The sequence below is a fragment of the Streptomyces sp. NBC_00667 genome (genome assembly GCF_036226825.1).
Classification (GTDB): domain Bacteria; phylum Actinomycetota; class Actinomycetes; order Streptomycetales; family Streptomycetaceae; genus Streptomyces.
The window spans coordinates 5,640,033-5,659,858 of the sequence record NZ_CP109022.1 but is presented as its reverse complement, the minus strand read 5'-3'; the positions used below and the strand labels follow the sequence as shown (position 1 = coordinate 5,659,858).

General features: G+C 74.5%; 16 protein-coding genes and 1 riboswitch. Of the genes, 6 read left to right on the top strand and 10 right to left on the bottom strand.

Going from position 1 to position 19,826, the window contains the following annotated elements; genetic code table 11:
- Positions 1 to 59: 59 nt before the first annotated feature.
- On the top strand, positions 60 to 854 hold the full coding sequence (locus OHA81_RS25875; protein ID WP_329199695.1) for a helix-turn-helix domain-containing protein: 795 nt from the start codon (positions 60 to 62) through the stop codon (positions 852 to 854).
- Between the two features lie 40 nt (positions 855 to 894).
- Here OHA81_RS25875 and OHA81_RS25870 read toward each other — a convergent pair whose 3' ends face one another.
- On the bottom strand, positions 895 to 1,785 hold the full coding sequence (locus OHA81_RS25870; RefSeq protein WP_329199693.1) for a bifunctional 5,10-methylenetetrahydrofolate dehydrogenase/5,10-methenyltetrahydrofolate cyclohydrolase: 891 nt from the start codon (positions 1,783 to 1,785) through the stop codon (positions 895 to 897).
- A 34-nt stretch (positions 1,786 to 1,819) separates the two neighbouring features.
- Positions 1,820 to 1,918: riboswitch (ZMP/ZTP riboswitch) on the bottom strand.
- Between the two features lie 127 nt (positions 1,919 to 2,045).
- On the opposite strand from OHA81_RS25870, the gene OHA81_RS25865 reads away from it, so the two are divergent.
- Together OHA81_RS25865 and OHA81_RS25860 are read left to right on the top strand one after the other, a co-directional pair.
- Positions 2,046 to 2,807, top strand: a complete 762-nt coding sequence (locus OHA81_RS25865) for a methyltransferase domain-containing protein (protein ID WP_329199691.1) — start codon at positions 2,046 to 2,048, stop codon at positions 2,805 to 2,807.
- 224 nt (positions 2,808 to 3,031) lie between these two features.
- Complete coding sequence (locus OHA81_RS25860; protein ID WP_329199689.1) at positions 3,032 to 4,615, top strand: RNA polymerase sigma factor; 1,584 nt, start codon at positions 3,032 to 3,034, stop codon at positions 4,613 to 4,615.
- A gap of 74 nt (positions 4,616 to 4,689) precedes the next feature.
- Here the strand turns inward: OHA81_RS25860 and OHA81_RS25855 are convergent, their stop codons facing one another.
- From OHA81_RS25855 to OHA81_RS25845, 3 genes are all read right to left on the bottom strand, one after another.
- The gene (locus OHA81_RS25855) at positions 4,690 to 6,093 is read right to left on the bottom strand and encodes an amino acid permease (RefSeq protein ID WP_329199687.1); all 1,404 of its coding nucleotides are present in this window, start codon (positions 6,091 to 6,093) and stop codon (positions 4,690 to 4,692) included.
- Between the two features lie 74 nt (positions 6,094 to 6,167).
- Positions 6,168 to 8,279 carry a phage holin family protein gene (locus tag OHA81_RS25850; RefSeq protein ID WP_329199685.1) on the bottom strand — a complete coding sequence of 704 codons (2,112 nt, stop codon included), beginning with the start codon at positions 8,277 to 8,279 and terminating at the stop codon, positions 6,168 to 6,170.
- A 90-nt stretch (positions 8,280 to 8,369) separates the two neighbouring features.
- Entirely contained in the window at positions 8,370 to 8,774 is a 405-nt protein-coding gene (locus OHA81_RS25845; RefSeq protein WP_329199683.1) for a hypothetical protein, read from the bottom strand.
- A gap of 102 nt (positions 8,775 to 8,876) precedes the next feature.
- Here OHA81_RS25845 and OHA81_RS25840 point away from each other — a divergent pair, with 102 nt between their 5' ends.
- Together OHA81_RS25840 and OHA81_RS25835 are read left to right on the top strand one after the other, a co-directional pair.
- Entirely contained in the window at positions 8,877 to 9,653 is a 777-nt protein-coding gene (locus OHA81_RS25840) for an MBL fold metallo-hydrolase (protein ID WP_329199681.1), read from the top strand.
- Complete coding sequence (locus OHA81_RS25835) at positions 9,650 to 10,258, top strand: DedA family protein (RefSeq protein WP_329199679.1); 609 nt, start codon at positions 9,650 to 9,652, stop codon at positions 10,256 to 10,258. Before OHA81_RS25840 ends, OHA81_RS25835 begins: the two co-directional genes overlap by 4 nt.
- Positions 10,259 to 10,416: 158 nt before the next feature.
- Here OHA81_RS25835 and OHA81_RS25830 read toward each other — a convergent pair whose 3' ends face one another.
- Both OHA81_RS25830 and OHA81_RS25825 read right to left on the bottom strand, forming a co-directional pair.
- On the bottom strand, positions 10,417 to 11,664 hold the full coding sequence (locus OHA81_RS25830) for an aminotransferase class I/II-fold pyridoxal phosphate-dependent enzyme (protein WP_329199677.1): 1,248 nt from the start codon (positions 11,662 to 11,664) through the stop codon (positions 10,417 to 10,419).
- Between the two features lie 132 nt (positions 11,665 to 11,796).
- Complete coding sequence (locus OHA81_RS25825; RefSeq protein WP_329199675.1) at positions 11,797 to 12,369, bottom strand: TIGR03086 family metal-binding protein; 573 nt, start codon at positions 12,367 to 12,369, stop codon at positions 11,797 to 11,799.
- A 191-nt stretch (positions 12,370 to 12,560) separates the two neighbouring features.
- Between OHA81_RS25825 and OHA81_RS25820 the strand changes: the two genes are divergently transcribed.
- The gene (locus OHA81_RS25820) at positions 12,561 to 13,373 is read left to right on the top strand and encodes a methyltransferase domain-containing protein (protein WP_329199673.1); all 813 of its coding nucleotides are present in this window, start codon (positions 12,561 to 12,563) and stop codon (positions 13,371 to 13,373) included.
- 106 nt (positions 13,374 to 13,479) lie between these two features.
- Here the strand turns inward: OHA81_RS25820 and OHA81_RS25815 are convergent, their stop codons facing one another.
- The 4 genes from OHA81_RS25815 to OHA81_RS25800 all read right to left on the bottom strand — a co-directional run bounded on the left by OHA81_RS25815 (position 13,480) and on the right by OHA81_RS25800 (position 19,782).
- Entirely contained in the window at positions 13,480 to 15,450 is a 1,971-nt protein-coding gene (locus tag OHA81_RS25815; RefSeq protein ID WP_329199671.1) for a DUF5107 domain-containing protein, read from the bottom strand.
- Between the two features lie 115 nt (positions 15,451 to 15,565).
- Positions 15,566 to 17,569: a prolyl oligopeptidase family serine peptidase gene (locus OHA81_RS25810; RefSeq protein WP_329199669.1), complete on the bottom strand. Its 2,004-nt coding sequence runs from the start codon at positions 17,567 to 17,569 to the stop codon at positions 15,566 to 15,568.
- A 13-nt stretch (positions 17,570 to 17,582) separates the two neighbouring features.
- Positions 17,583 to 18,956 carry a M20/M25/M40 family metallo-hydrolase gene (locus OHA81_RS25805; protein WP_329199667.1) on the bottom strand — a complete coding sequence of 458 codons (1,374 nt, stop codon included), beginning with the start codon at positions 18,954 to 18,956 and terminating at the stop codon, positions 17,583 to 17,585.
- The gene (locus OHA81_RS25800; protein WP_329199665.1) at positions 18,949 to 19,782 is read right to left on the bottom strand and encodes a M55 family metallopeptidase; all 834 of its coding nucleotides are present in this window, start codon (positions 19,780 to 19,782) and stop codon (positions 18,949 to 18,951) included. The genes OHA81_RS25805 and OHA81_RS25800 overlap by 8 nt, the downstream gene beginning before the upstream one ends.
- Between the last annotated feature and the right edge of the window lie 44 nt (positions 19,783 to 19,826).

Genomic DNA, 19,826 nt, shown 5'->3' with positions numbered 1-19,826 from the left:
GAGGCCCCCCGCGCACCGGCACGTACCGTTTCTCGCGGTCTTCCGGCTAACGTCGGGCCATGACCTCTGCGGGTGTGGGCGCGCTGCTGCGTACGTGGCGGGAGCAGCGCGGTATCAGTCAGCTGGAACTGGCGGGGCGCGCCGGTTCCTCGTCCCGGCACATCAGCTTCGTGGAGAACGGCCGCTCCCGGCCCAGCGAGGAAATGGTGCTGCGGCTGGCGGAGCACCTCGACGTACCGGTGCGGGAACGCAACGTCCTGCTGGTGGCCGCCGGTTTCGCGCCCCGGTACGCCTGCACCCCGCTGGACGCGCCGGAGCTGGGCGTGCTGCGCGAGGGGCTGGAGCGGCTGCTGAACGCGTACGAGCCGTATCCGGCGCTGGTGGTGGACGCGACGTACCAGGTGGTCGCGGCGAACCGGGGCATCACGATGCTGCTGGGCGGCGTGGCGGAGCACCTGCTGGAGCCCCCGCTGAACGCGATGCGGCTCACCCTGCACCCGGAGGGGCTCGCCCCGCGGATCCACAACCTCCGCGAGTGGCGCGGGCACCTGCTGGCGCAGATGGAACGGCAGCTCGCGACGGCCCGCTCGCGGGCGCTGCGCGCGCTGTACGAGGAGGTGGCGGCGTACCCGGTGGCGGAGCGCGGGCGGCCCGGGGACGGGGAGCCGGCGGAAGCGACCGCCTACCTCGCGCTTCCGCTGGTGATCGAGCACGAGGGACACGTCCTGTCCTTCGTGTCCTCGATCTCCACCTTCAACACGCCGATGGACGTGACCGTCGCCGAGCTGGCCGTGGAGACCCTCCTCCCGGCCGACCCGGCGACGGCGAAGTACCTGCGCTCACTGGGCCCCTGACCGCCCCGGCGCGGCGCGGGCCGCCGGTGGCGGGTGGGGCTCAGAGCTCCGCGAGGTCGAGGCCGGCCTGGGCGGCGGCCGCCCGGACGGTCTGCTCCAGCAGGACGGCGATGGTCATCGGGCCGACACCGCCGGGCACCGGGGTGATCAGCGAGGCGCGGGCGGCGGCCGACTCGAAGTGGACGTCGCCGACGTTGCCCTCGTTGTACCCGGCGTCCAGGACGACCGCGCCCGGCTTGATGTCCTCGCCCCGGATGAACTCCGCCTTGCCGACGGCGGCGACCAGCACGTCTGCCTGGCGCACGATCGAGGGCAGGTCCACGGTGCGCGAGTGACAGTAGGTGACCGTGGCGTTGCGCTCCAGCAGGAGCATCCCGGCGGGCTTGCCCAGGATCGCGCTGCGGCCCACGACCACGGCGTGCTTGCCGGTGAGGTCGACGTCGTAGGCCTCCAGCAGCCGCATGATGCCGCCGGGCGTGCAGGAGACGAAGCCGGGGAGGCCGAAGCCCATGGCGGCGAAGGAGTGCATGGTGACGCCGTCGACGTCCTTGCCGGGGGCGATGGCCTCGAAGGCGGCGCGCTCGTCGATGTGGTGCGGGACGGGGTGCTGGAGCAGGATGCCGCTGATCTGCGGGTCCTCGGAGAGCTCGGTGAGCTTGGCGACCAGTTCCGCGGTGGTGGTCTGCGCCGGGAGCTCCACGTGGCGGGAGGTGATCCCGGCCTTGGCGCAACGGTTCTGCTTCATGCGTACGTAGGTGACCGACGCCGGGTCCTCGCCGACCAGCACGGTCGCCAGACAGGGGGCGGTGCCGGTGCGCTCGGTGAGCTTGGCGGCCTGGGCGGCGGTCTGCTTCGAGATGCGGCGGGCGAGGGCGGTGCCGTCCATCAGCCGGGCGGTCCGGTCCGGGGTGTGGGCCTGGGCGGTCGTCATGGGGTCTCCTGAGCGTCGCTGCGGTTTCGCGGTCGCGGTTCGCCCAGGCGCGCGGCAGTCGACGTACGGGATGCGGGTACGCCGGGCCGCTCCCCGGTGGTGATCCACCCGAACGCCAGTCACGGCCCGCCGCCCACTCTAGTCGACCCGGCGGACGGGCCCCTTCGGGCGGACCCCGGCGGGCGGACTCCTCGAGCGGCCCCGGCGGGCTGTGCGACAACCCGGTGGATCACCGGAACGGGAGCTGGGAGGATTCCGACATGACGCGCACTTTCGACGATCTCGTCGGCGAGGCGGACTCGGTCTCCGTGGAGGGCTGGGACTTCTCCTGGCTCGACGGCCGGGCCACCGAGCAGCGGCCCTCCTGGGGCTACCAGAAACTGCTGGGCGGGCGGCTGGCGGGTGTCCGCTCCGCCCTGGACATCCAGACCGGCGGCGGGGAGGTGCTGGCGGGCGCCGGGCCGCTGCCCCGCCTGACGGTGGCCACCGAGTCCTGGCCGCCGAACGTGGCCAGGGCCACGCGACTGCTGCACCCGCTGGGCGCGGCCGTGGTCGCGGACGCCGACGAGCCGCCGCTGCCGTTCGGCGACGAGGCCTTCGAGCTGGTCAGCAGCCGGCACCCGGTGACCGTGTGGTGGGACGAGATCGCCCGCGTGCTGACCCCGGGCGGCACGTACTTCTCGCAGCAGGTCGGTCCGGCGAGCGTCTTCGAGCTCGTGGAGTACTTCCTCGGCCCGCAGCCGCAGGAGGTGCGGCGGGCCCGGCACCCCGACGACGCCCTCGCGGGGGCGACGGCCGCCGGCCTGGAGGTCGTGGACCTGCGCTCCGAGCGGCTGCGTACGGAGTTCCACGACATCGGCGCCGTGGTCTACTTCTTGAGGAAGGTGATCTGGATGGTGCCGGGCTTCACGGTCGGGCACTACCGCGACCGGCTGCGCGAACTGCACGAACGGATCGGGCGTGAAGGCCCGTTCGTCGCACACACCGCCCGTTTCCTCATTGAAGCCCGCAAATCGGACTGAGGCGGGGGCGGGAGGAGGGCGGACGGATCAGGGCCGTATCGGGTTGCGCGGCCACAGCGTGGCGCAGGTCACTCAATTCAGCGCGTAACGAATCGACTCGGGCGTGCGATGAACCGACAGGTGTCCTCGCGCAGCCCGGAATACAGAACCCCCTCGGGTCTGTTTCCCGAGTTCGCGCGATGATGTCCCGCCCACCCTTAATTGTTCGCAACGAGAGGCTCCTTGTGTCGCTCAGCCCGTCCCGTACGTTCCCTCCGGAGATCGCCGAATCGGAGGCCCTCGTCGCGCTCGTCGAGCGCGGCCGCGAGCAGGGTCACATCAACGGTGACGACGTGCGTCAGGCCTTCGAGGCCGGCCGCATCCCGGTGGACCAGTGGAAGCGGGTCCTGCGCAGCCTGAACCAGGTCCTGGACGAGGAGGGTGTCGCGCTGCACGTCAGCGCGGCGCCCGCCACGAAGGCCGCCGTCAAGAAGCCCCGCAAGGCGGCGGCCGCGCCGGCCCGCACCGTGACCAAGAAGGCGACGGCCGCACCTCGCCCCATCGGCGCGCGCAAGGCATCGGCCACCGCCCCCGCCGCCGCGGCGGCGATATCCGCTCCGCAGGCCACCGCCGAGGACGAGGTGACGGCCGAGGCCGCCGCCGAGCCCAAGAAGCGCGTGGTCAAGAAGACCGCCGCCAAGAAGGCCACGGTCACGAAGAAGACGGCCGCGGCGAAGAAGACCGGCGCCAAGGACTCCGACGAGGCCGAGACCCCGGCCGTCGAGGGCGAGGACTGGGCGGCCGAGGACCTCGCCGACGAGGTCGAGGAAGAGGCCCCCAAGGCCGGCGGCACCCAGGGCTTCGTACTTTCCGACGACGACGAGGACGACGCCCCGGCGCAGACGGTCATGGTGGCCGGCGCCACCGCCGACCCCGTCAAGGACTACCTCAAGCTGATCGGCAAGGTCCCCCTCCTCAACGCCGAGCAGGAGGTCGAGCTCGCCAAGCGCATCGAGGCGGGTCTGTTCTCCGAGTACAAGCTCGAAGAGGAGGACGACCACAAGCCCGCGTTCAAGCGCGAGCTGGAGATCCTCGTCGAGGACGGCCGCCGGGCCAAGAACCACCTGCTGGAGGCCAACCTCCGTCTCGTGGTCTCGCTCGCCAAGCGCTACACCGGCCGCGGCATGCTCTTCCTGGACCTGATCCAGGAGGGCAACGTCGGTCTGATCCGCGCCGTGGAGAAGTTCGACTACACCAAGGGCTTCAAGTTCTCCACGTACGCGACCTGGTGGATCCGGCAGGCGATCACCCGCGCCATGGCCGACCAGTCCCGCACCATCCGCATCCCCGTGCACATGGTCGAGATCATCAACAAGCTGGCCCGTGTCCAGCGCCAGATGCTCCAGGACCTCGGCCGCGAGCCCACTCCGGAGGAGCTGGGCAAGGAACTCGACATGACCCCGGAGAAGGTCATCGAGGTCCAGAAGTACGGCCGCGAGCCGATCTCCCTGCACACCCCGCTGGGTGAGGAGGGCGACAGCGAGTTCGGTGACCTCATCGAGGACTCCGAGGCCGTGGTCCCGGCCGACGCGGTGTCGTTCACCTTCCTCCAGGAGCAGCTCCAGTCGATCCTGGGCACGCTCTCCGAGCGTGAGGCGGGCGTCGTCTCCATGCGCTACGGCCTCAACGACGGCCAGCCGAAGACGCTGGACGAGATCGGCCGCGTGTACGGGGTCACCCGCGAGCGGATCCGCCAGATCGAGTCCAAGACCATGTCGAAGCTGCGCCACCCGTCGCGTTCCCAGGTGCTGCGCGACTACCTGGACTGATCGGACCGGCTCACGAAACCGGCCCGGGCCCCGTACGTACGGGGCCCGGGCCGGTTTCGTGCAAGGGCTCCGGCTCAGGCGGTGGCGCGGGACTTGCGCGCGGCCATCACGGCGTAGCAGAAGACGCCCGCGAAGAGGAACAGGACGCCCTGGTAGACGGCCGCGTAGCCGGAGCCCGCCACCAGCCACATGGAGAAGGCGAAGGCGAGGCAGGCCAGGGCCGCGTCGCGGACCAGCCGGCCGCGCCGGACCCGGTCGCGCTGCCCGGAAGCCAGGAAGTAGACCTGGCCGGCGGTGGACAGCAGGTAGGGGACGGTCGCCGTAAAGGTGGTGACCAGCACCAGCACCTCGAACACGCCGTCGCCGCCGGCCGTGTAGTTGTAGACGGTCAAGGCGGACGCCAGGGCGGCGGTCACGAGGACGCCGGCCACCGGGACCCCTCGCCGCCTGGTCTCGAAGACCTTGGGGAAGAGGCCGTCCCGGGCGGCCGCGTAGGGGGTCTGCGCGCTGAGCAGGGTCCAGCCGTTGAGGGCGCCGACCATCGAGATCACCGCGGCGCAGGCGACGAGGGTGCCGCCCCAGGTGCCGCCGAACATGGCGTCGACGGCGTCGGAGAAGGGCGCCTGGGAGGTGACGAGCCGGTCGTGGGCGACCAGCCCGAAGACGGAGAGGGTGCCCAGCAGGTAGACGACGGCCGCGCCGGTGGTGCCGAGGACGGTGGCCCGGCCGACGTTGCGGGCCGGGTCGCGGACCTCGCCGGCGCTGACGGCGGCGGACTCGACGCCGAGGTAGCTGAACAGCAGGATCGCGGCGGAGGCGGAGACCGCGCCGACGGGGCTCTGGCCGGTGGCCCGGAAGGGGCCGAGGTTCGCCGGGTCGAAGGCGAACAGTCCGCCGACGGCCACCAGCAGCAGCGGGGCGAACTTGAGGACGGTCGAGACGAGTTGGACCGCGCCCACGTACCGGGTGCCGGCCAGGTTCGCGAGCGCCGGCAGCCACTGCACGGCGAGGGCGCCCAGGCACATGGACCACGTGTGGTCACCGAGCGCCGGGAAGAGCACGCGGAGGTAGCCGACGGCGGCCACGGCGAGGGCCGCGTTCGAGACCCAGGTGGTGATCCAGTAGCTCCAGGCGGCGAGGAACCCGGCGAAGTCACCGAAGGCGGCGCGGGCGTAGACGTAGGGGCCGCCGGTCTGCGGGTGCCGCTCGGCGAGCCGGCCGAAGACCAGGGCGAGGGCGATCGCGCCGAGGGTGAGCACGCCGAAGGCGACGAGGCTGATCGTGCCGAACGGGGCCACCGAAGCGGGCAGGAGGAAGATGCCGCCGCCGATGATGTTGCCCATCACCAGGCAGGTCGCGATCGGCAGACCGAAGCGGCGGACGTGCGGGCCGGCCGCGCGGTCCTCGGGGGTACTCGCCGGGGCGGGGGCGGGGGTGGTCCGCGGGCCGGGCTCCGGGGCGTGCAGGGTGGTGCTCACGGGTGGTGCGCCTCAGGTGTTTCATATGCTGGACGGGTCGGCACATCGTCGTCCACGCCAAAGGCCGCACCAAATCAGCGGGTTTCGTCCTGTACGGGCACCCCCGCGGACGGAAGTATTCCGCTTGCGGCGGTCTCCGGCCGCGAATCCTGCGCCGGAGCCGCCACCGGCACCTGCGGCCCGTCCGCCTCCCGCAGCCAGCGCCGCAGGACGTGGTGCACCGCTTCGGCGCCCACCAGCCCGGGCCCCGGATCCGACAGCTCCGGCGGCCACATCAAGAACGCGTGCCCCTGCTCCCCGCCGAGGCCGCCGTGCGAGCCGATCTGCTCCTCGAAGGCGTGCACCACCCCGGTCCGCGGATCGCACGCCGAATTGACCATGATGTCGGCCACGTGCGGGAAGGAGTCCGTGCGACGGACGGCCTCGGCCGCGCCCGGGCCGAAGGCTGCCAGCAGCGCCTCTGCCTCGCCGGGCCGGTCCAGCCGGGCCACCGCGCCGCCCGGGCCCAGCACCTCGCCGTCCACCAGCAGGAAGCCGACGCCCGGGTGGTCGGCCAAGGTGGGCAGCAGGGCGGGGTGGGCGCGCTCGATCCAGGCCCGGCCCGCCCGCCCCGGCACGTCCGGGAAGGAGATCAGCCCGAGGTTGCCCGACGCCAGCACCACCGGGTCGGAACCCGTCGCCCGGTGCGCCCCCTCCCCCTCCTCCACCGGCCGGTGGAGGGCCGCGAGTACCGCCGCCCGGGCCTCGGCGCCGCTGCGGGTACGACCGGCCCGGCGGGGTACCGGCAGCCCGCAGCCCGCCCGGACCAGGTCCTTCAAGGTGAGCCCGTACCGGCCGAGGAAGGTCTCCCCGGGGCTCTGGCCGTGGTCCGAGAGCAGCACGATCCGATAGGCGCGGGGGGCGTGCTCGGCGACCCGGGTGATCAGCGCGAGGCTGCGGTCGAGGCGGGCCAGCACCTGGTCGGTGTCGGGGCCGTGCGGTCCGCAGTGGTGCGCGACCTCGTCGTAGGCCACGAGGTCCGCGTAGACGGCGGCCCGCCCCGCGAGCATGTCCCCGACCACCGCCGCGACGACCACGTCCCGTTCGACGACGGTCGCGAAGGCCCGGATCAGCGGGTACAGGCCCCCGCGGCCGACGCGCGGGCTCTGGCGGCGCACCCGGGCCCGCAGCGACTGGCCGATCTCCCGGCCCACCTCGGCGACGAAGGAGACGGCGGTGCGGACGGCGTTGGCCGGGTCCGAGAAGTACGCGAAGTAGCCCGCGCGGGAGCGGTTGGCGCGCCCGCGCCGGGCGGAGAGGGAGAGCACCAGCGCGAGCTGGTCGGCGCCCCCGCTGAACAGGTTGCCGCGGCTGGCGCCGTCGAGGGTGAGCAGCCCCCCGTCGCCGGTGCGGGCGATGGCGCGGCGCTGGAGTTCGGCGGCGCTGGCGGGGCGGTTGCAGACCATCACCTCGCCGGTGTCCTTCTCGTACCAGCGGAAGGCCGGCACGTCGAAGGTGGAGCCGTGCAGGATGCCGAGCTGACTGGCGCCGGTCTGGCTGGACCAGTCCGTGCGCCAGGGCGTGACCTTGTGGCCCCGCTCCAGCAGGCCGGCCGCCGTCGGCATCAGACCGCGCTCCAGCGCGCGGTGCAGTTCCCCGTGGCCGACCCCGTCCAGTTGGAGGAAGACCAGGCCGGGCGCCGGGCGGCCCGCGCCGCGTGCCCGGGCGCCGGGTCCGCGGCGGCGGCGCCGGTCGGCGAGCCGGTAGAGCCTGCGGCGGTACGCCTCGTCGTCCCGTACGGCGAGCGCGGTGGACGTCGCCGACGCCACCGCGGACATCGCCGCGGCGACGACCACCGCCGTCTCGGGGGCCACCTCGCCGTGCCCGTCGGGGACCAGGCCGATCGCGATCAGCAGCAGCGAGCCGTTGAGGAAGAAGACGAGCAGACCGAGCACCAGTGCGGGCACCAGCAGCAGGGCCCGGACGAGAAGCGGCCACACCAGCGCGCTCAGCAGGCCGAAGGCCCCGGCGCCCCACGCGGCCGTCAGGCCGATGCGGGTGAGGCTGTCGCCGCCGGGGCCCGCCGCCTGGAGGCGGAAGTCCGGCAGCACGCCCGCGAGAACGAGCATGGTGAGCGTGGAGACCGCCCACACCAGGATCACCCGCACCAGCGCGCTGCCCGCCGTGCGCCACCGCCGTCGCCCCACGCCGCACCCCCGTTCCCGTTCTCCCCTGCCAGCGTCGCACGGGCGGGGTCACACGGGAGGGGGCGTGGGCAGGGGCGCTCGGATCCGGTCCTACGTCCCGTCGTAGCCGGCGGTCGGCATGGAGAGCCTGCGGTGCACCTCGGCCTTCATGGCGGAGGTGTACGTCGGCTCGTCCTGGCCCGCGGTCTCCAGCCGCACGCCGCGCCGCTCGCACTCGGCGGTGAACTCCTCGACGGAGCGCAGCGCGCGGGCCAGGACCCGGCGGTTGGCGGTGACGAACAGGTCGACCTGTCCAGCGTCGACGTCGCGCCAGAGCCCGCAGTGGTCGGCGCGCAGGCCGTAGACCAGCAGGTGCCGTGTCACGACGTACCCCTGTGCGGCGGCCCAGCGCGCGCACATGGCGTGCTGGCCGCGGGTGTCCACGGCGAAGGGATCGGCGTCGAGTTCTTCGAGCGGGGCCAGGCTGGCGATCGCGGCCACGCGCAGCGCATCCATGGCGCGAGACCCTACTCCGATCCCCGTACGGGGAGGAGGGGACGATCGGTCACGGTTGCGCGCGCATCGGCCTACCCTCGGGGGAAGAGGAGGGAGAGCCACGTGGCGGTGGAGATCACCTGGTGGGGGCATGCCACCTGCACGGTGGCGGACTCCGGCGTGCGGGTGCTGACGGACCCGCTGTTCGCGCGCCGGCTCGCGCACTTGCGCAGGCGGCGCGGGGCGCTGCCGCCGCCGGAGGCGGCCGACGCGGACGTGGTGCTGGTCTCGCACCTGCACGCCGACCATCTGCACCTGCCCTCGCTGGCCCGGCTCGCGCCCGGCACCCGGCTGCTGGTGCCGCGCGGAGCGGTGGGGGCCGTACCTGGGCTGGCCCGGCTCGCGGGAGTGCGCGGGCTGGCGGTGAGCGAGGTGGCGCCGGGCGATGAGGTGACGGTGGGCGGCGGGCTGCGCGTGCGGGCGGTCAGCGCGCGGCACGACGGCCGGCGGCTGCCGTTCGGGCCCCGGCGGGCACCGGCGCTCGGGTACGTGGTGCAGGGCTCGGCGCGGACGTACTTCGCGGGGGACACCGGGTTGTTCGACACGATGGCCGAGGAGGTCGGGCCGGTGGACGTGGCGCTGCTGCCGGTGGGCGGCTGGGGGCCGTACCTGGGGCCGGGGCACCTGGACGCGGGCCGGGCGGCGCGGGCACTGGCGGAACTGGCGCCCGCGGCGGCGGTTCCGGTGCACTACGGGACGTACTGGCCGATCGGTATGGACGCCGTCCGGCCGCACGAATTCCACTCCCCCGGGACGGAGTTCGTCCGCCTCGCGGCACGGCTGGCCCCCAAGGTGACGGTACGGGCCCTCGCGCACGGCGACCGGGTGCGGCTGCCGTGACGCTGTGGCAGGACGCGGCGCAGAGCACCCAGCAGGCAGTGGGCTACCCCGCGTTGTTCGTGCTGGTGGCGTTGGGGGCGCTGGTGCCGGTGATCCCGACGGGAGCGCTGGTGAGTTCGGCGGCGGTGGTGGCGTTCCATCAGCAGACGCTGCCGTTCGGCCTGTTGCTCGTGTTCGCGGTGGCCTCGCTCGCCGCCTTCCTCGGGGACCTCGCGCTGTACTGGCTGGGGCGCAGCGGAGTGCGCTCGCGGGGCGGCTCGCGGTGGCTGGAGCGACTGCGGGGCCGGGCCACGCCCGAGCGGCTGGCGCAGGCGCAGCTCCGGCTGGAGGAGCACGGGGTGCTGGTCCTGGTGGTCTCGCGGCTGGTTCCGGCGGGGCGGATACCGGTGATGCTGGCGTGCCTGCTGGCGGGGCTGCCGCTGCGGCGGTTCGCGCGGGGCGACGGGCCGGCGTGCCTGGCGTGGGCGGGCACGTACGGGCTGATCGGGATCCTGGGCGGGTCGCTGTTCTCGCAGCCGTGGAAGGGCGTGGCCGTGGCGGTGGGCGTGACGCTGCTGATCAGCGCGGCCCCGGCGCTGTGGCACCGGCTGCGTCCGGCCCCCTGAACGGGGTGCCATGAACGGGGTGCCATGAACGGGGTGCCATGAACGGGGTGCCATGAACGGGGTGCCTTGAACAAGGTGCCTTGACCGGGCGGGTCGCCCGGACGGCCGGGTCGGGCGGGCCCGGACCGCTTCCCCGGGGGGGTCGGGTGGGGTTCGGGTCAGTCCGCCAGCTCCGCCAGCACCGACCGGAGCCGGTCCAGCGAGGCCCGTACGTGGGGCAGCTCCAGGGGGTCCGGGGCGGTGAGGGAAGCCAGCCGCTCCCGGGGCCCGGAGCCCAGCAGCGGTCCCGTCGACAGGCGTACGCGCAGCGCGTCGGGTGCGTCCGCGAACCGCTGGGCGCCGGGCGTGGGCGCCCCGAGCCGGGCGCCGAGCCAGTCCTCCAGTTCCATCGCGTCGCCCACCCCCTGCCGGGACAGCCCGGCGCGCAGCGGCGTGAGGTCCGCGTAGAGGTGGCGGCCGGCCTGCGGGGGCCGGGCGAACGCCCCGGCGGCGAGCAGCTCGTGGTGCGCTGCGGTGGCCACGGCGCCGTGCAGGGCGGCGGCCGCGTAAGCCCGTTCCGCGACGGCGTCGGGTTCGCCGAGCGCGTGCGCGGCGGCCCCCGCGACCGGGCCCGCGACGAGCGCGCCGGTGGCGGTGAGGACGTCGAGCGTGCGCGCCCTCAGCCAGGTTCCGCGCGGGGTTGCGGGGAAGCGGACCACCGCAGCGGGCCAGCCGGCCGGCAGCAGGGAGCCGGACAGGTCAACCAGTACGGCGGCCCGGTCGGGGAGCATCTCGGCGGGGCTGAGCACCAGCGTCTCGTGCGGTCGGTGCACGGTGTCCCGCCAGCTTTCGTCGCTGACCACGAACAGCCCGGCGCTCTCGGCGGCCTCGCACGCCTCGCGGAGCATCTCGGGCGGCGGCACGGTGGCGGTCGGGTCGTCGGCGACGGACAGCAGCAGGACGCGCGGGTCACCGCCTTCGGCGCGCACCCGCCGGACGGTTTCCAGCAGCGCGTAGGGGTCCGGTACGCCGCCGCACTCGGCGGGGGTCGGGACGTGGTAGGCCCGCCGTCCCAGGAGCCGGACCTGCGGCGTCCACCAGGCGGGACAGGGCCTGGGCAGCATCACGTCGCCGCCGTACGCCCCGAGCAGCGCGAGCAGCAGGCCGGGAGCACCGGGCCCGGCGGCGACGTCCTCCGCCCGGGTCGCCAGCCCGCGCCGGGCCCAGAAACCGCACGCGGCCTGCCGGACCCCCTCCCCGCCGCCCGGGGGTTCCGGGGCGGCCCGGCCGGCGGCCCCGGCGAGGACGGCGGTCAGTTCGGGCAGGACGGGGAGACCGGGCTGGGGGGCGGGCGGCCCGTAGCGGACGTTGCCGCGCTCCTGTGCCGTGGTCCGCCCCGGCCCCGCCGGCCCCGCCGTCCCCGACATCGCGCCGCCGCCTTCCCTCGTTCCGTCGTTCGGCCTCCGGGGCGCCCTCACCGCCGGACCATGCCCGTTATACGGCTATCTACCCTCTATCGACCGCCCGGGCTCGCCGGGTGCGCCAGGCCCGCGGATCCGTCAGGCCCGTCTCCCGAGCAGCCCCAGCAGCCGGGTCTGGGCGTCCGCCCCCGGCGCGACCTCCAGCGGCGGCGCGAACATCCCGGACGGGGCGAGCGCGTCCGCGTACGGCATGACCTCCTTGAGGGAGAACTCGACGAGGCCGTCCGGCATCCGGTCGTCGGCGCCGATGGCCCGCGAGAGGTCCCACGCGTGCACGACGCAGTCGGCGGTGAGTTCCGCGCAGTACGCCGACCCGAGCGCGGGACCGTAGGAGAGCTTCACCGTCCTGTCGAGCGCACCGGGCGCGGCGAAGGCGGAGTGCGCGGCGACGGCCGCCCGGTCCCAGGCGACGACCGGGTCCTCGCCGAGGAGGTCGCCGGAGAGCTCTTCGCCGACCTCCTCCACCGTGCGCCCTTCGGTGACCAGCGGCGGCACCCAGAGCTGCTCGCCGGTGACGTGGTTGACCAGGTCCCGCACGGTCCACTCGGTGCACGGGGTAGGGGCTGCCCACTGCCCTTCGGCGATGGCGCGCACCCGCCCGCCGAACAGCCGCAGCGCTTCGGCGTGCTGTCGGAGCAGGGTCTCGGGCATGGCTCCCACCGCCCTCCGGCGTGGTCGGGCCCCCACGGGCCCCACTGTCCTCGTACCCGACTCGACCTGCCACCGACCAGGTCAGCGCCCGTGCCCGGAAAGGGGGGTGTCTACATATCAAAACGCATATCTCACATGGCGGTCCCGTCCTCTACGGTGATCACACGCTTCGACGAAGAGGAGTCACCGCCATGAAGGAGACCGCCGTCTACACGCACGGCCACCACGAGTCGGTCCTGCGTTCCCACCGCTGGCGCACCGCCGAGAACTCGGCCGCCTACCTGATCGGCGAACTGCGGCCGGGCATGTCGGTCCTGGACGTCGGCTGCGGTCCCGGCACCATCACCGCGGACCTGGCGGACCTGGTGTCCCCGGGCGGCCGGGTCACGGCGGTCGACGCGGCGGCGGACGTCCTGGAACAGGCCCGGGCGTACGTGGAGCGGCGCGCGCCCGCGGCGCCCGTCGAGTTCGCCACGGCGGACGTGCACGCGCTGGACTTCCCGGACGACTCGTTCGACGTGGTCCACGCCCACCAGGTGCTCCAGCACGTCGGGGACCCGGTGCGGGCGCTGCGCGAGATGCGGCGCGTGTGCCGGCCCGGCGGGATCGTGGCGGTGCGGGACGCGGACTACGCGGCGATGACCTGGTTCCCGCGGACGCCGGGCCTGGAGCAGTGGCTGGACCTGTACCGGCGGGTGGCGCGCGCCAACGGCGGAGAGCCCGACGCGGGCCGCCGGCTGCTGTCGTGGGCGCGCGCGGCCGGCTTCACCGAGGTGGCGTCCTCGGCGACGGCCTGGTGCTACGCCACCGCGGAGGAGGTCGCCTGGTGGTCCGGCCTGTGGGCGGACCGTACGACGGCGTCGGCGTACGCGGCGATCGCGACCTCCGGCGGTCACGCCACACCGGCCGGGCTGGCCGCGATCGCCGAGGCCTGGCACGCGTGGGGCGCGGCGCCGGACGCCTGGTTCTCGGTCCTGAACGGGGAGGTCCTGGCCCGCGCGTAGGCCCGGGGCCGGGGCGCGCGAGGGACCGGCGTCCGTCGGACGCCGGCCGCCACTCGTCATCCGCCATGGCCGCGGGCGTCAGGCGTCAGGCGTCAGGCGTCAGGCGTCAGGGCGTCTTCGGCCGCATGCGGAAGTCGTACGCCGGGGGCAGGGGACGGTCCGTGAGGGTGGACCAGATCTGCTCCAGGGTTTCCTCCCCCTCGCGCAGGTCCGGCACTTCGAAGCCGTCCTCGAAGACCCGCCGGGCCGCGCCGAGGTGGCCCTCCGCCGCCAGCAGCCGGGCCGCGAGGAGCCGGAAGCGGCCGTGTTCGCGCAGGGCCGGCCGCAGCCGGTCCCAGACCGAGCGGGCCGCGGTGAGGCGGCCGGCCGCCAGCAGGGCCTCCAGCGCCTCCCGCCCCAGCGCGGACTCCGCGGCGAGCCACGCTTCGCCTCCCCGGCTCTCGTGCGCCAGGTCGTCGAAGGCCTCGGCGTACCGGTCCGCGGCCCGTTCGGTGTCACCGGCCAGCGCGTCGGCCACCGCCAGGCACCGCAGCAGCGGCCACCGCGAGGGTGCGAGCGCCAGGCCCCGCTCCCAGCTGCGCACGGCCTGGGCCACGTCACCGGCGTGCCACTGCGCGACGCCCAGGTGGTACTCGGTCAGCGGGTCGGCGGGAGCGGTCTCCAGCATGTCCCGCCAGTGCGGGGCCACCAGGGTGTCCCCCGGCGGAGCCACCCTGCGCGGCGCGGGGAACACCCCTGTGCGCCACAGCTCCAGCCAGGGCGCCTGGGCCTCCCCCAGCGTCGACTCCGGGAACGGCGTGCCGGGCAGCTCGAAGCCCCCGCAGAGCACCTCCAGCGCGCCCCACCCGGAGCCCGTCGCCAGCCGCTCCCCCGGCGCCTCGTCGGCCGACCCGCGCCACGCCGCGTACGCCGCCTCCACCCGCTCGGCGGGCAGCGCGGAGTCCAGCGCGGCCGCGGCCGCGCCGCGCGCCGCCGCCCAGTCGGGGCCGTGCACGGCGGCCGGGTCCGCGCACAGCGGGCCGTACGCCTCCAGCCAGGCGAACTCCTCACCCGCCTCCAGGCGTACGTGCTCCAGCTGGGTACGGGCCAGCCCGGCCTGGATCTCGGCGTAGCCGCCCGTACCGGGCTCGGTCAGCCACTCCTGCCACCGCCGACCGCCGTCGCCCGAGCCCCACGTGAACAGCTTGCGCCCGCGCAGGAGCCCGGTGGAGGTCTGCACGAGTCCGCGGCCCTCGGCGTCGAGGGAGGCGATCCAGGGCCGGACGCCTTCCGGGACCTCGTAGAAGAAGTCGGCGGGGTGCTCGCTGCGGGGCGGGTACGTGCGGTCCGCGTCCTCCCACTGCGGGAGCGGGATCCGCCTCAGCGAACGCTCGTACCCGAAGTGCCAGGCCTCGTCGGCCGGGGCCAGCACACGGCTGCCGGGGGCATCGGGGACGGCGGTGTTCGACCACCAGTAGACGGGGGCGGGCCGTTCGTGCGGGTTGCGGACGCGGACGCCGACGTACAGGAACTCCGAGTCCTGCGGCAGCCACAGGTCCACCTGGAACGGCAGGTCGCGCAGCCGCTCCCACTCCCACAGCCGGACCATCACGCCGCCGTCGGGCGCGGGGACGAGCGCGGCGTGCAGCGGGGCACAGGACAGGGTGGTGTGACCGGTGGCGCCGGTGTTCCATTCCACGCCGCCGGAGAACCAGGCGCCGTTGAGGGCGAAGTTCGCGGGCTGGAACACCGGGTTCCGGTAGAGGAGTTCGCGTCCGGTGGGGAGGTGGACGAGCGAATGGATCCGGCCGCCGAGCCCGGGCAGTACGGTGACCCGCAGCTGGGCGTTCTCGATGACGACCGCTTCGAAGTCCCGTTTGCGCCGTTCGCGCCGGTACCCGTCGCGGATCCGGACGGGCAGCAGTGAACGCAGCGGTTCGTAGCCGATCTGGCGGGCCATGTCGCGCGGCAGCCCGTGGCGCGCCCGCTCGTCCAGTACGTGTACCTCGGCGGGCGCGCGCAGGGCGGGCAGTGGGTTCTCGGGGCCGGTCGGGGCGGCGGGGAGGGTGAGGAGAGCACGTCGGACGGTGGTGGCCATGGAGGAATGGAACACGCCGTACCGGCCGGTGCACAGGGGTTCTGCGGATCACCACCGGTCAGGATTACGCAAAGCGGTGGCCTTGGGTCCGGACGCCGCCGTCCGGGCGGGCATGTCAGGGCTCAAGTCGCAGCTTCGGCACGTCCGTCCGTTCGAGGCCGAACACCTGGGCGTAGAGGGAGAGTTCGGCTTCCAGGGCGCGGGTCATGGTGTCCGCGCGCCGGAAGCCGTGGCCCTCCCCGTCGAAGGCGACGTACGCGTGCGGCACCGAGCGGCCCCGCAGGGCGGCCAGGAAGCGCTCCGCCTGGGCCGGCGGGCAGACCGGGTCGTCGAGGCCCTGCAGCAGGACGAAGGGGGCGGTGATCCGGTCGGCGCGTGCCACCGGGGAGCGTTCGCGGCAGCGTAGGCCCAGGACCGGGGGCGGCCCGGCCAGGCCGTCGACGTAGTGGGACTCCAGGTCGTGGGTCTCCTGCGCGAAGCCCGTCAGGTCCAGCACGGGGTAGATGATCGCCGCGCAGGCGTACAGGTCGGTCGCGGCGAGGGAGGCCGCCGCCGTCCAGCCGCCCGCGCTGGCGCCCCGGATCGCGAGCCGGCCGGGGTCGGCGGTGCCCTCGGCGGCCAGTGCCCGGGCCACGGCCGCGCAGTCCTCCACGTCGACCACGCCCCACTGCTCGCGCAGCCGCTCGCGGTAGGCGCGGCCGTAGCCGGAGGAGCCGCCGTAGTTCACCTCGACCACGCCGATGCCCCGCGAGGTGAAGTAGGCGATGTGCAGGTCCAGTACGGGCGGCACGTGGTCGGTGGGGCCGCCGTGGGCCCACACCACGTACGGGGGCAGCTCGTCGGCGGGCGCCGGGCGTTCGGGGTGGTGCGGCGGGTAGACGTGGGCGTGGACCTCCCGGCCGCCGGGACCGAGGAAGGTCCGGCTCTGCGGCTCCGGGTAGTACGCGGGGTCCACGGGGTCGGCGGCCCGGGCGCCGATGACCCGGGCGTGACCGGAGGCGGTGTCCAGTTCGACCACCTCGTAGCCGCTGCGCGGGCTGGCGGCGACCCCGTACACCCGGGTGTCGTGGACGGCGAGGGTGGGCTGCCAGGCCGTCCAGGGCCCGGCCGCGTCGACCAGGTCGCCGGTGTCGGGGTCGAGCACGCCGAGCACCGAGGAGCCCTGGCCGTGCAGGACGGCGACCAGCCGGTCCGGGAGCGGGACGAGCCAGCCGAGGCCCGGCTTCCACAGCGGGCCGCCGAACTCCTCCTCGCGCGGACACAGGTTGACGGCTTCCCCGGTCTGCGGGTCGACGCGGTACGGGTTCCACCACCCGCTGCGGTCGCTCACCGCGAGGAGGGTCCCGTCGGCGGCCCACTCCGCCTGGGCCACGGCCTCGTCGGGGCCGCCGAGCACGGTGCGCGGCTCCGCCAGGACGTCGGGCCCGGTGCCGCCGGTCCCCGTGATGGCGGCCACCAGCAGTTCGGTGCCGTCCCAGGGCATCCGCGGGTGGTCCCACACCAGCCGGGCCGCGAACCGCCCGTCGGGGGAGATCCGGGGTCCGGTCGTGAACCGGTGCCGGTCGTCGGTCAGCTCCCGCACCAGGGACCGGTCGGCGGCGGCCGACCCGTCCAGGGGGACGGCGGCCGTCAGGCGGCGCACATCGGTGGGCGCGGGTCCCGTGAACTCCTCCAGCACGCACCACACCTCGCCGCCGCGCAGCACCGGATCGGCCCAGCGCAGCCCGCCGCCGGTCGCGGACACGGGGGTGAGGGGCCGCGGCGGGGGGTTGCCGGGCGCATCCGGCTCGTACGCGTACATCCGCTGGTCGGCGTGGTGGACGAAGACCACCAGCGGCCCGCCGGTCGGGCGTTCGGTACCGGCCCAGGGGCGGCCCCCGTACTCGGTGAGCCGGCTGCGGACGTTCCAGGGGGCGTCCAGCACCGACCGCGCGGGGCCCCCGTCCGCGGGCCTGCGGACCAGGGTGCGGCGGCCGCCTTCGGCGGGCCGGGGTTCGGTCCACCACACCTCGGGGCCGACGGTGCCGACGTACTCGGGCCGGCCGTCGAGCGAGGCCGCCAGCGCGGCGTCGATGGGCGAGGGCCAGCTCCCGTAGGGCTCGGCCGGGGGTGCCGTCATCGCCCGGCCCCCGTCACAGGGTGCGCAGCGCGCGGTCGAGCACCCGGACGCCGAAGTGCAGGGCTTCCACGGGGACCCGCTCGTCCACGCCGTGGAAGAGGGACCAGTAGTCGTAGCCGGGCGGCAGCTTGAGCGGGGAGAAGCCGTAGCCGGTGATCCCGAGCCGGGAGAACTGCTTGGCGTCGGTGCCGCCCGCCATGCAGAACGGCACCACGTGCCCTTCGGGGTCGAAGTGCTCGACGCTCTCGCGCAGGATCCCGTACGTCCGTCCGGTGACGGGCGCTTCGAGGGCCACTTCCCGGTGGTGGAACTCCCAGCGCACGTCGGGGCCGGTGAGTTCGTCGAGGGTCTCGATGAACTCCGCCTCGCCGCCGGGCAGGATCCGTCCGTCGACGTAGGCGGTGGCGTGCTCCGGGATGACGTTCAGCTTGTAACCGGCGGTGAACATGGTCGGGTTGGCGCTGTTGCGGAGCGTGGCCTCGGCCAGGCCGGCGGCCGGGCCGAGCTTGCCGAGGAGCCCGTCGAGGTCGAAGTCGCGGGCGCGCGGGTCCACGGACAGGCCCTGGAGGGCGGCGAGTTCGGTGAGGCAGGCGGTGACGGTGCCGGTGAGCCGGACGGGCCATTCGTGGGCGCCGATCCGGGCGACGGCCGCGGCGAGGCGGGTGACGGCGTTGGCCCGGTTGGGCTTGGAGCCGTGGCCGGCGGTGCCGTGCGCCGTCAGTTTCAGCCAGGCCGTTCCGCGTTCCCCGGCGGCGATCGGGTAGAGGGACCGGCCCGGGCCGGTGTGCAGGGTGAAGGCGCCGGATTCGCTGATGCCCTCCGTGCAGCCCTCGAACAGGTCCGGGTGGTGGTCGGCGAGGAAGCCCGATCCGTCGACCGCACTGTCCTCCTCGTCGGCGGTGTAGGCGATCACGATGTCCCGGCGGGGCTTGGTCCCGGTCCGCGCCCAGGCCCGTACGACGGCCAGCACCATCGCGTCCATGTTCTTCATGTCGACGGCCCCGCGGCCCCAGACGACGCCGTCGCGGACCTCGCCGGAGAACGGGTCCACGCTCCAGTCGGCGGCCTCGGCGGGGACGACGTCGAGGTGGCCGTGGACGAGCAGGGCGTCGGCGGACGGGTCGCTGCCCTCGATCCGGGCGACCACGTTGGTCCGCCCCGGGGTGCGTTCCAGCAGTACCGGCTCCAGCCCCGTGGCGGCGAGCCGCTCGGCGACGTACTCGGCGGCGGGCCGTTCCCGGCAGTCACCGCCGCCGCGGTTGGTGGTGTCGATGCGGATGAGGCCGGAGGTGAACTCGACCGCTTCGTCGAGCGCCGTCCGGTCCACCGTCCCGCCCGTCGGGCCGTCGGTGGCGTGCAGGGGCTGCGTGGGGTGCATGTCAGCCATACTGCTCCTCCACGGCCGCCGAGACGACCGTCGTGACCGCCTTGAAGGTACGGATGCCCTCGTACATGGTCTCGCTGGTGTACGCGACCCGGCGCTCGCCCGAACGTGCGACACCGGGGATCACCGTGGCGGCGGCCGGCAGGTGCTCGGCGTCGAACTCCACCTCGACGGTGAACGGGCCGTGCGCGTGGGGTTCGTGGCGGACGGCCAGGCGGGTGGCCCGCTCTGCGGCGGTCCGGATGTCGGCGGCGGTGCGGGCGGGCGTGCGGCAGACCGCCGCGTAGCGCGAGACGTGGTCCTTGACGGCGACGCGCTCCGCGCGGGGCGCGTAGCCGACGGCGTCGGCGCAGGTCAGGTCGTCTCCGGTGACCAGGACGACGGGCACCCCGTACTCGGCGACGACGTGGGCGTTCAGCAGGCCCTCGCTGGCGCGGACCCCGTTGAGCCAGACGCCGGTGATCGTGTTGGCGAGGTAGGTGTGGGCGAGTACGCCCTCGGTACCGGCTCCGGTGTGGTAGCCGACGAAGGCGACGGCGTCGACGTCGCCGTGCTGGACCCCTTCGACCATGGAGAGGGACTTGTGGCGGCCGGTGAGCATCTCGGCGCGCTCGTCGAGCTGCTCCAGCAGCAGGTTGCGCATGGTCCAGTGGGCCTCGTTGACGAGCACCTCGTCGGCGCCGCCGTCGAAGAAGCCGACGACGGCCGCGTTCACGTCGGAGGTGAACAGGGAGCGGCAGCGTTCCCACTGCGGGGTCCCGGGCAGGACGTCGGCGGGCCAGGTGACGCCGGTGGCGCCTTCCATGTCGGCGGAGATGAGGATCTTCATCGGGCCCCCGGTGGGTCGGGTCGCGGACGCTCCAGCCTAGGCCG

What these genes read in the sequence shown, in the direction of transcription:
- OHA81_RS25820 (WP_329199673.1), top strand. Translation starts at nt 12,561, where the DNA reads ATGAAGGAGACCGCCGTCTACACGCACGGCCACCACGAGTCGGTCCTG.
- OHA81_RS25830 (WP_329199677.1), bottom strand. Translation starts at nt 11,664, where the DNA reads ATGTCGGGGACGGCGGGGCCGGCGGGGCCGGGGCGGACCACGGCACAG.
- OHA81_RS25810 (WP_329199669.1), bottom strand. Translation starts at nt 17,569, where the DNA reads ATGACGGCACCCCCGGCCGAGCCCTACGGGAGCTGGCCCTCGCCCATC.
- OHA81_RS25865 (WP_329199691.1), top strand. Translation starts at nt 2,046, where the DNA reads ATGACGCGCACTTTCGACGATCTCGTCGGCGAGGCGGACTCGGTCTCC.
- OHA81_RS25800 (WP_329199665.1), bottom strand. Translation starts at nt 19,782, where the DNA reads ATGAAGATCCTCATCTCCGCCGACATGGAAGGCGCCACCGGCGTCACC.
- OHA81_RS25825 (WP_329199675.1), bottom strand. Translation starts at nt 12,369, where the DNA reads ATGCCCGAGACCCTGCTCCGACAGCACGCCGAAGCGCTGCGGCTGTTC.
- OHA81_RS25815 (WP_329199671.1), bottom strand. Translation starts at nt 15,450, where the DNA reads ATGGCCACCACCGTCCGACGTGCTCTCCTCACCCTCCCCGCCGCCCCG.
- OHA81_RS25805 (WP_329199667.1), bottom strand. Translation starts at nt 18,956, where the DNA reads ATGGCTGACATGCACCCCACGCAGCCCCTGCACGCCACCGACGGCCCG.
- OHA81_RS25845 (WP_329199683.1), bottom strand. Translation starts at nt 8,774, where the DNA reads ATGGATGCGCTGCGCGTGGCCGCGATCGCCAGCCTGGCCCCGCTCGAA.
- OHA81_RS25870 (WP_329199693.1), bottom strand. Translation starts at nt 1,785, where the DNA reads ATGACGACCGCCCAGGCCCACACCCCGGACCGGACCGCCCGGCTGATG.
- OHA81_RS25875 (WP_329199695.1), top strand. Translation starts at nt 60, where the DNA reads ATGACCTCTGCGGGTGTGGGCGCGCTGCTGCGTACGTGGCGGGAGCAG.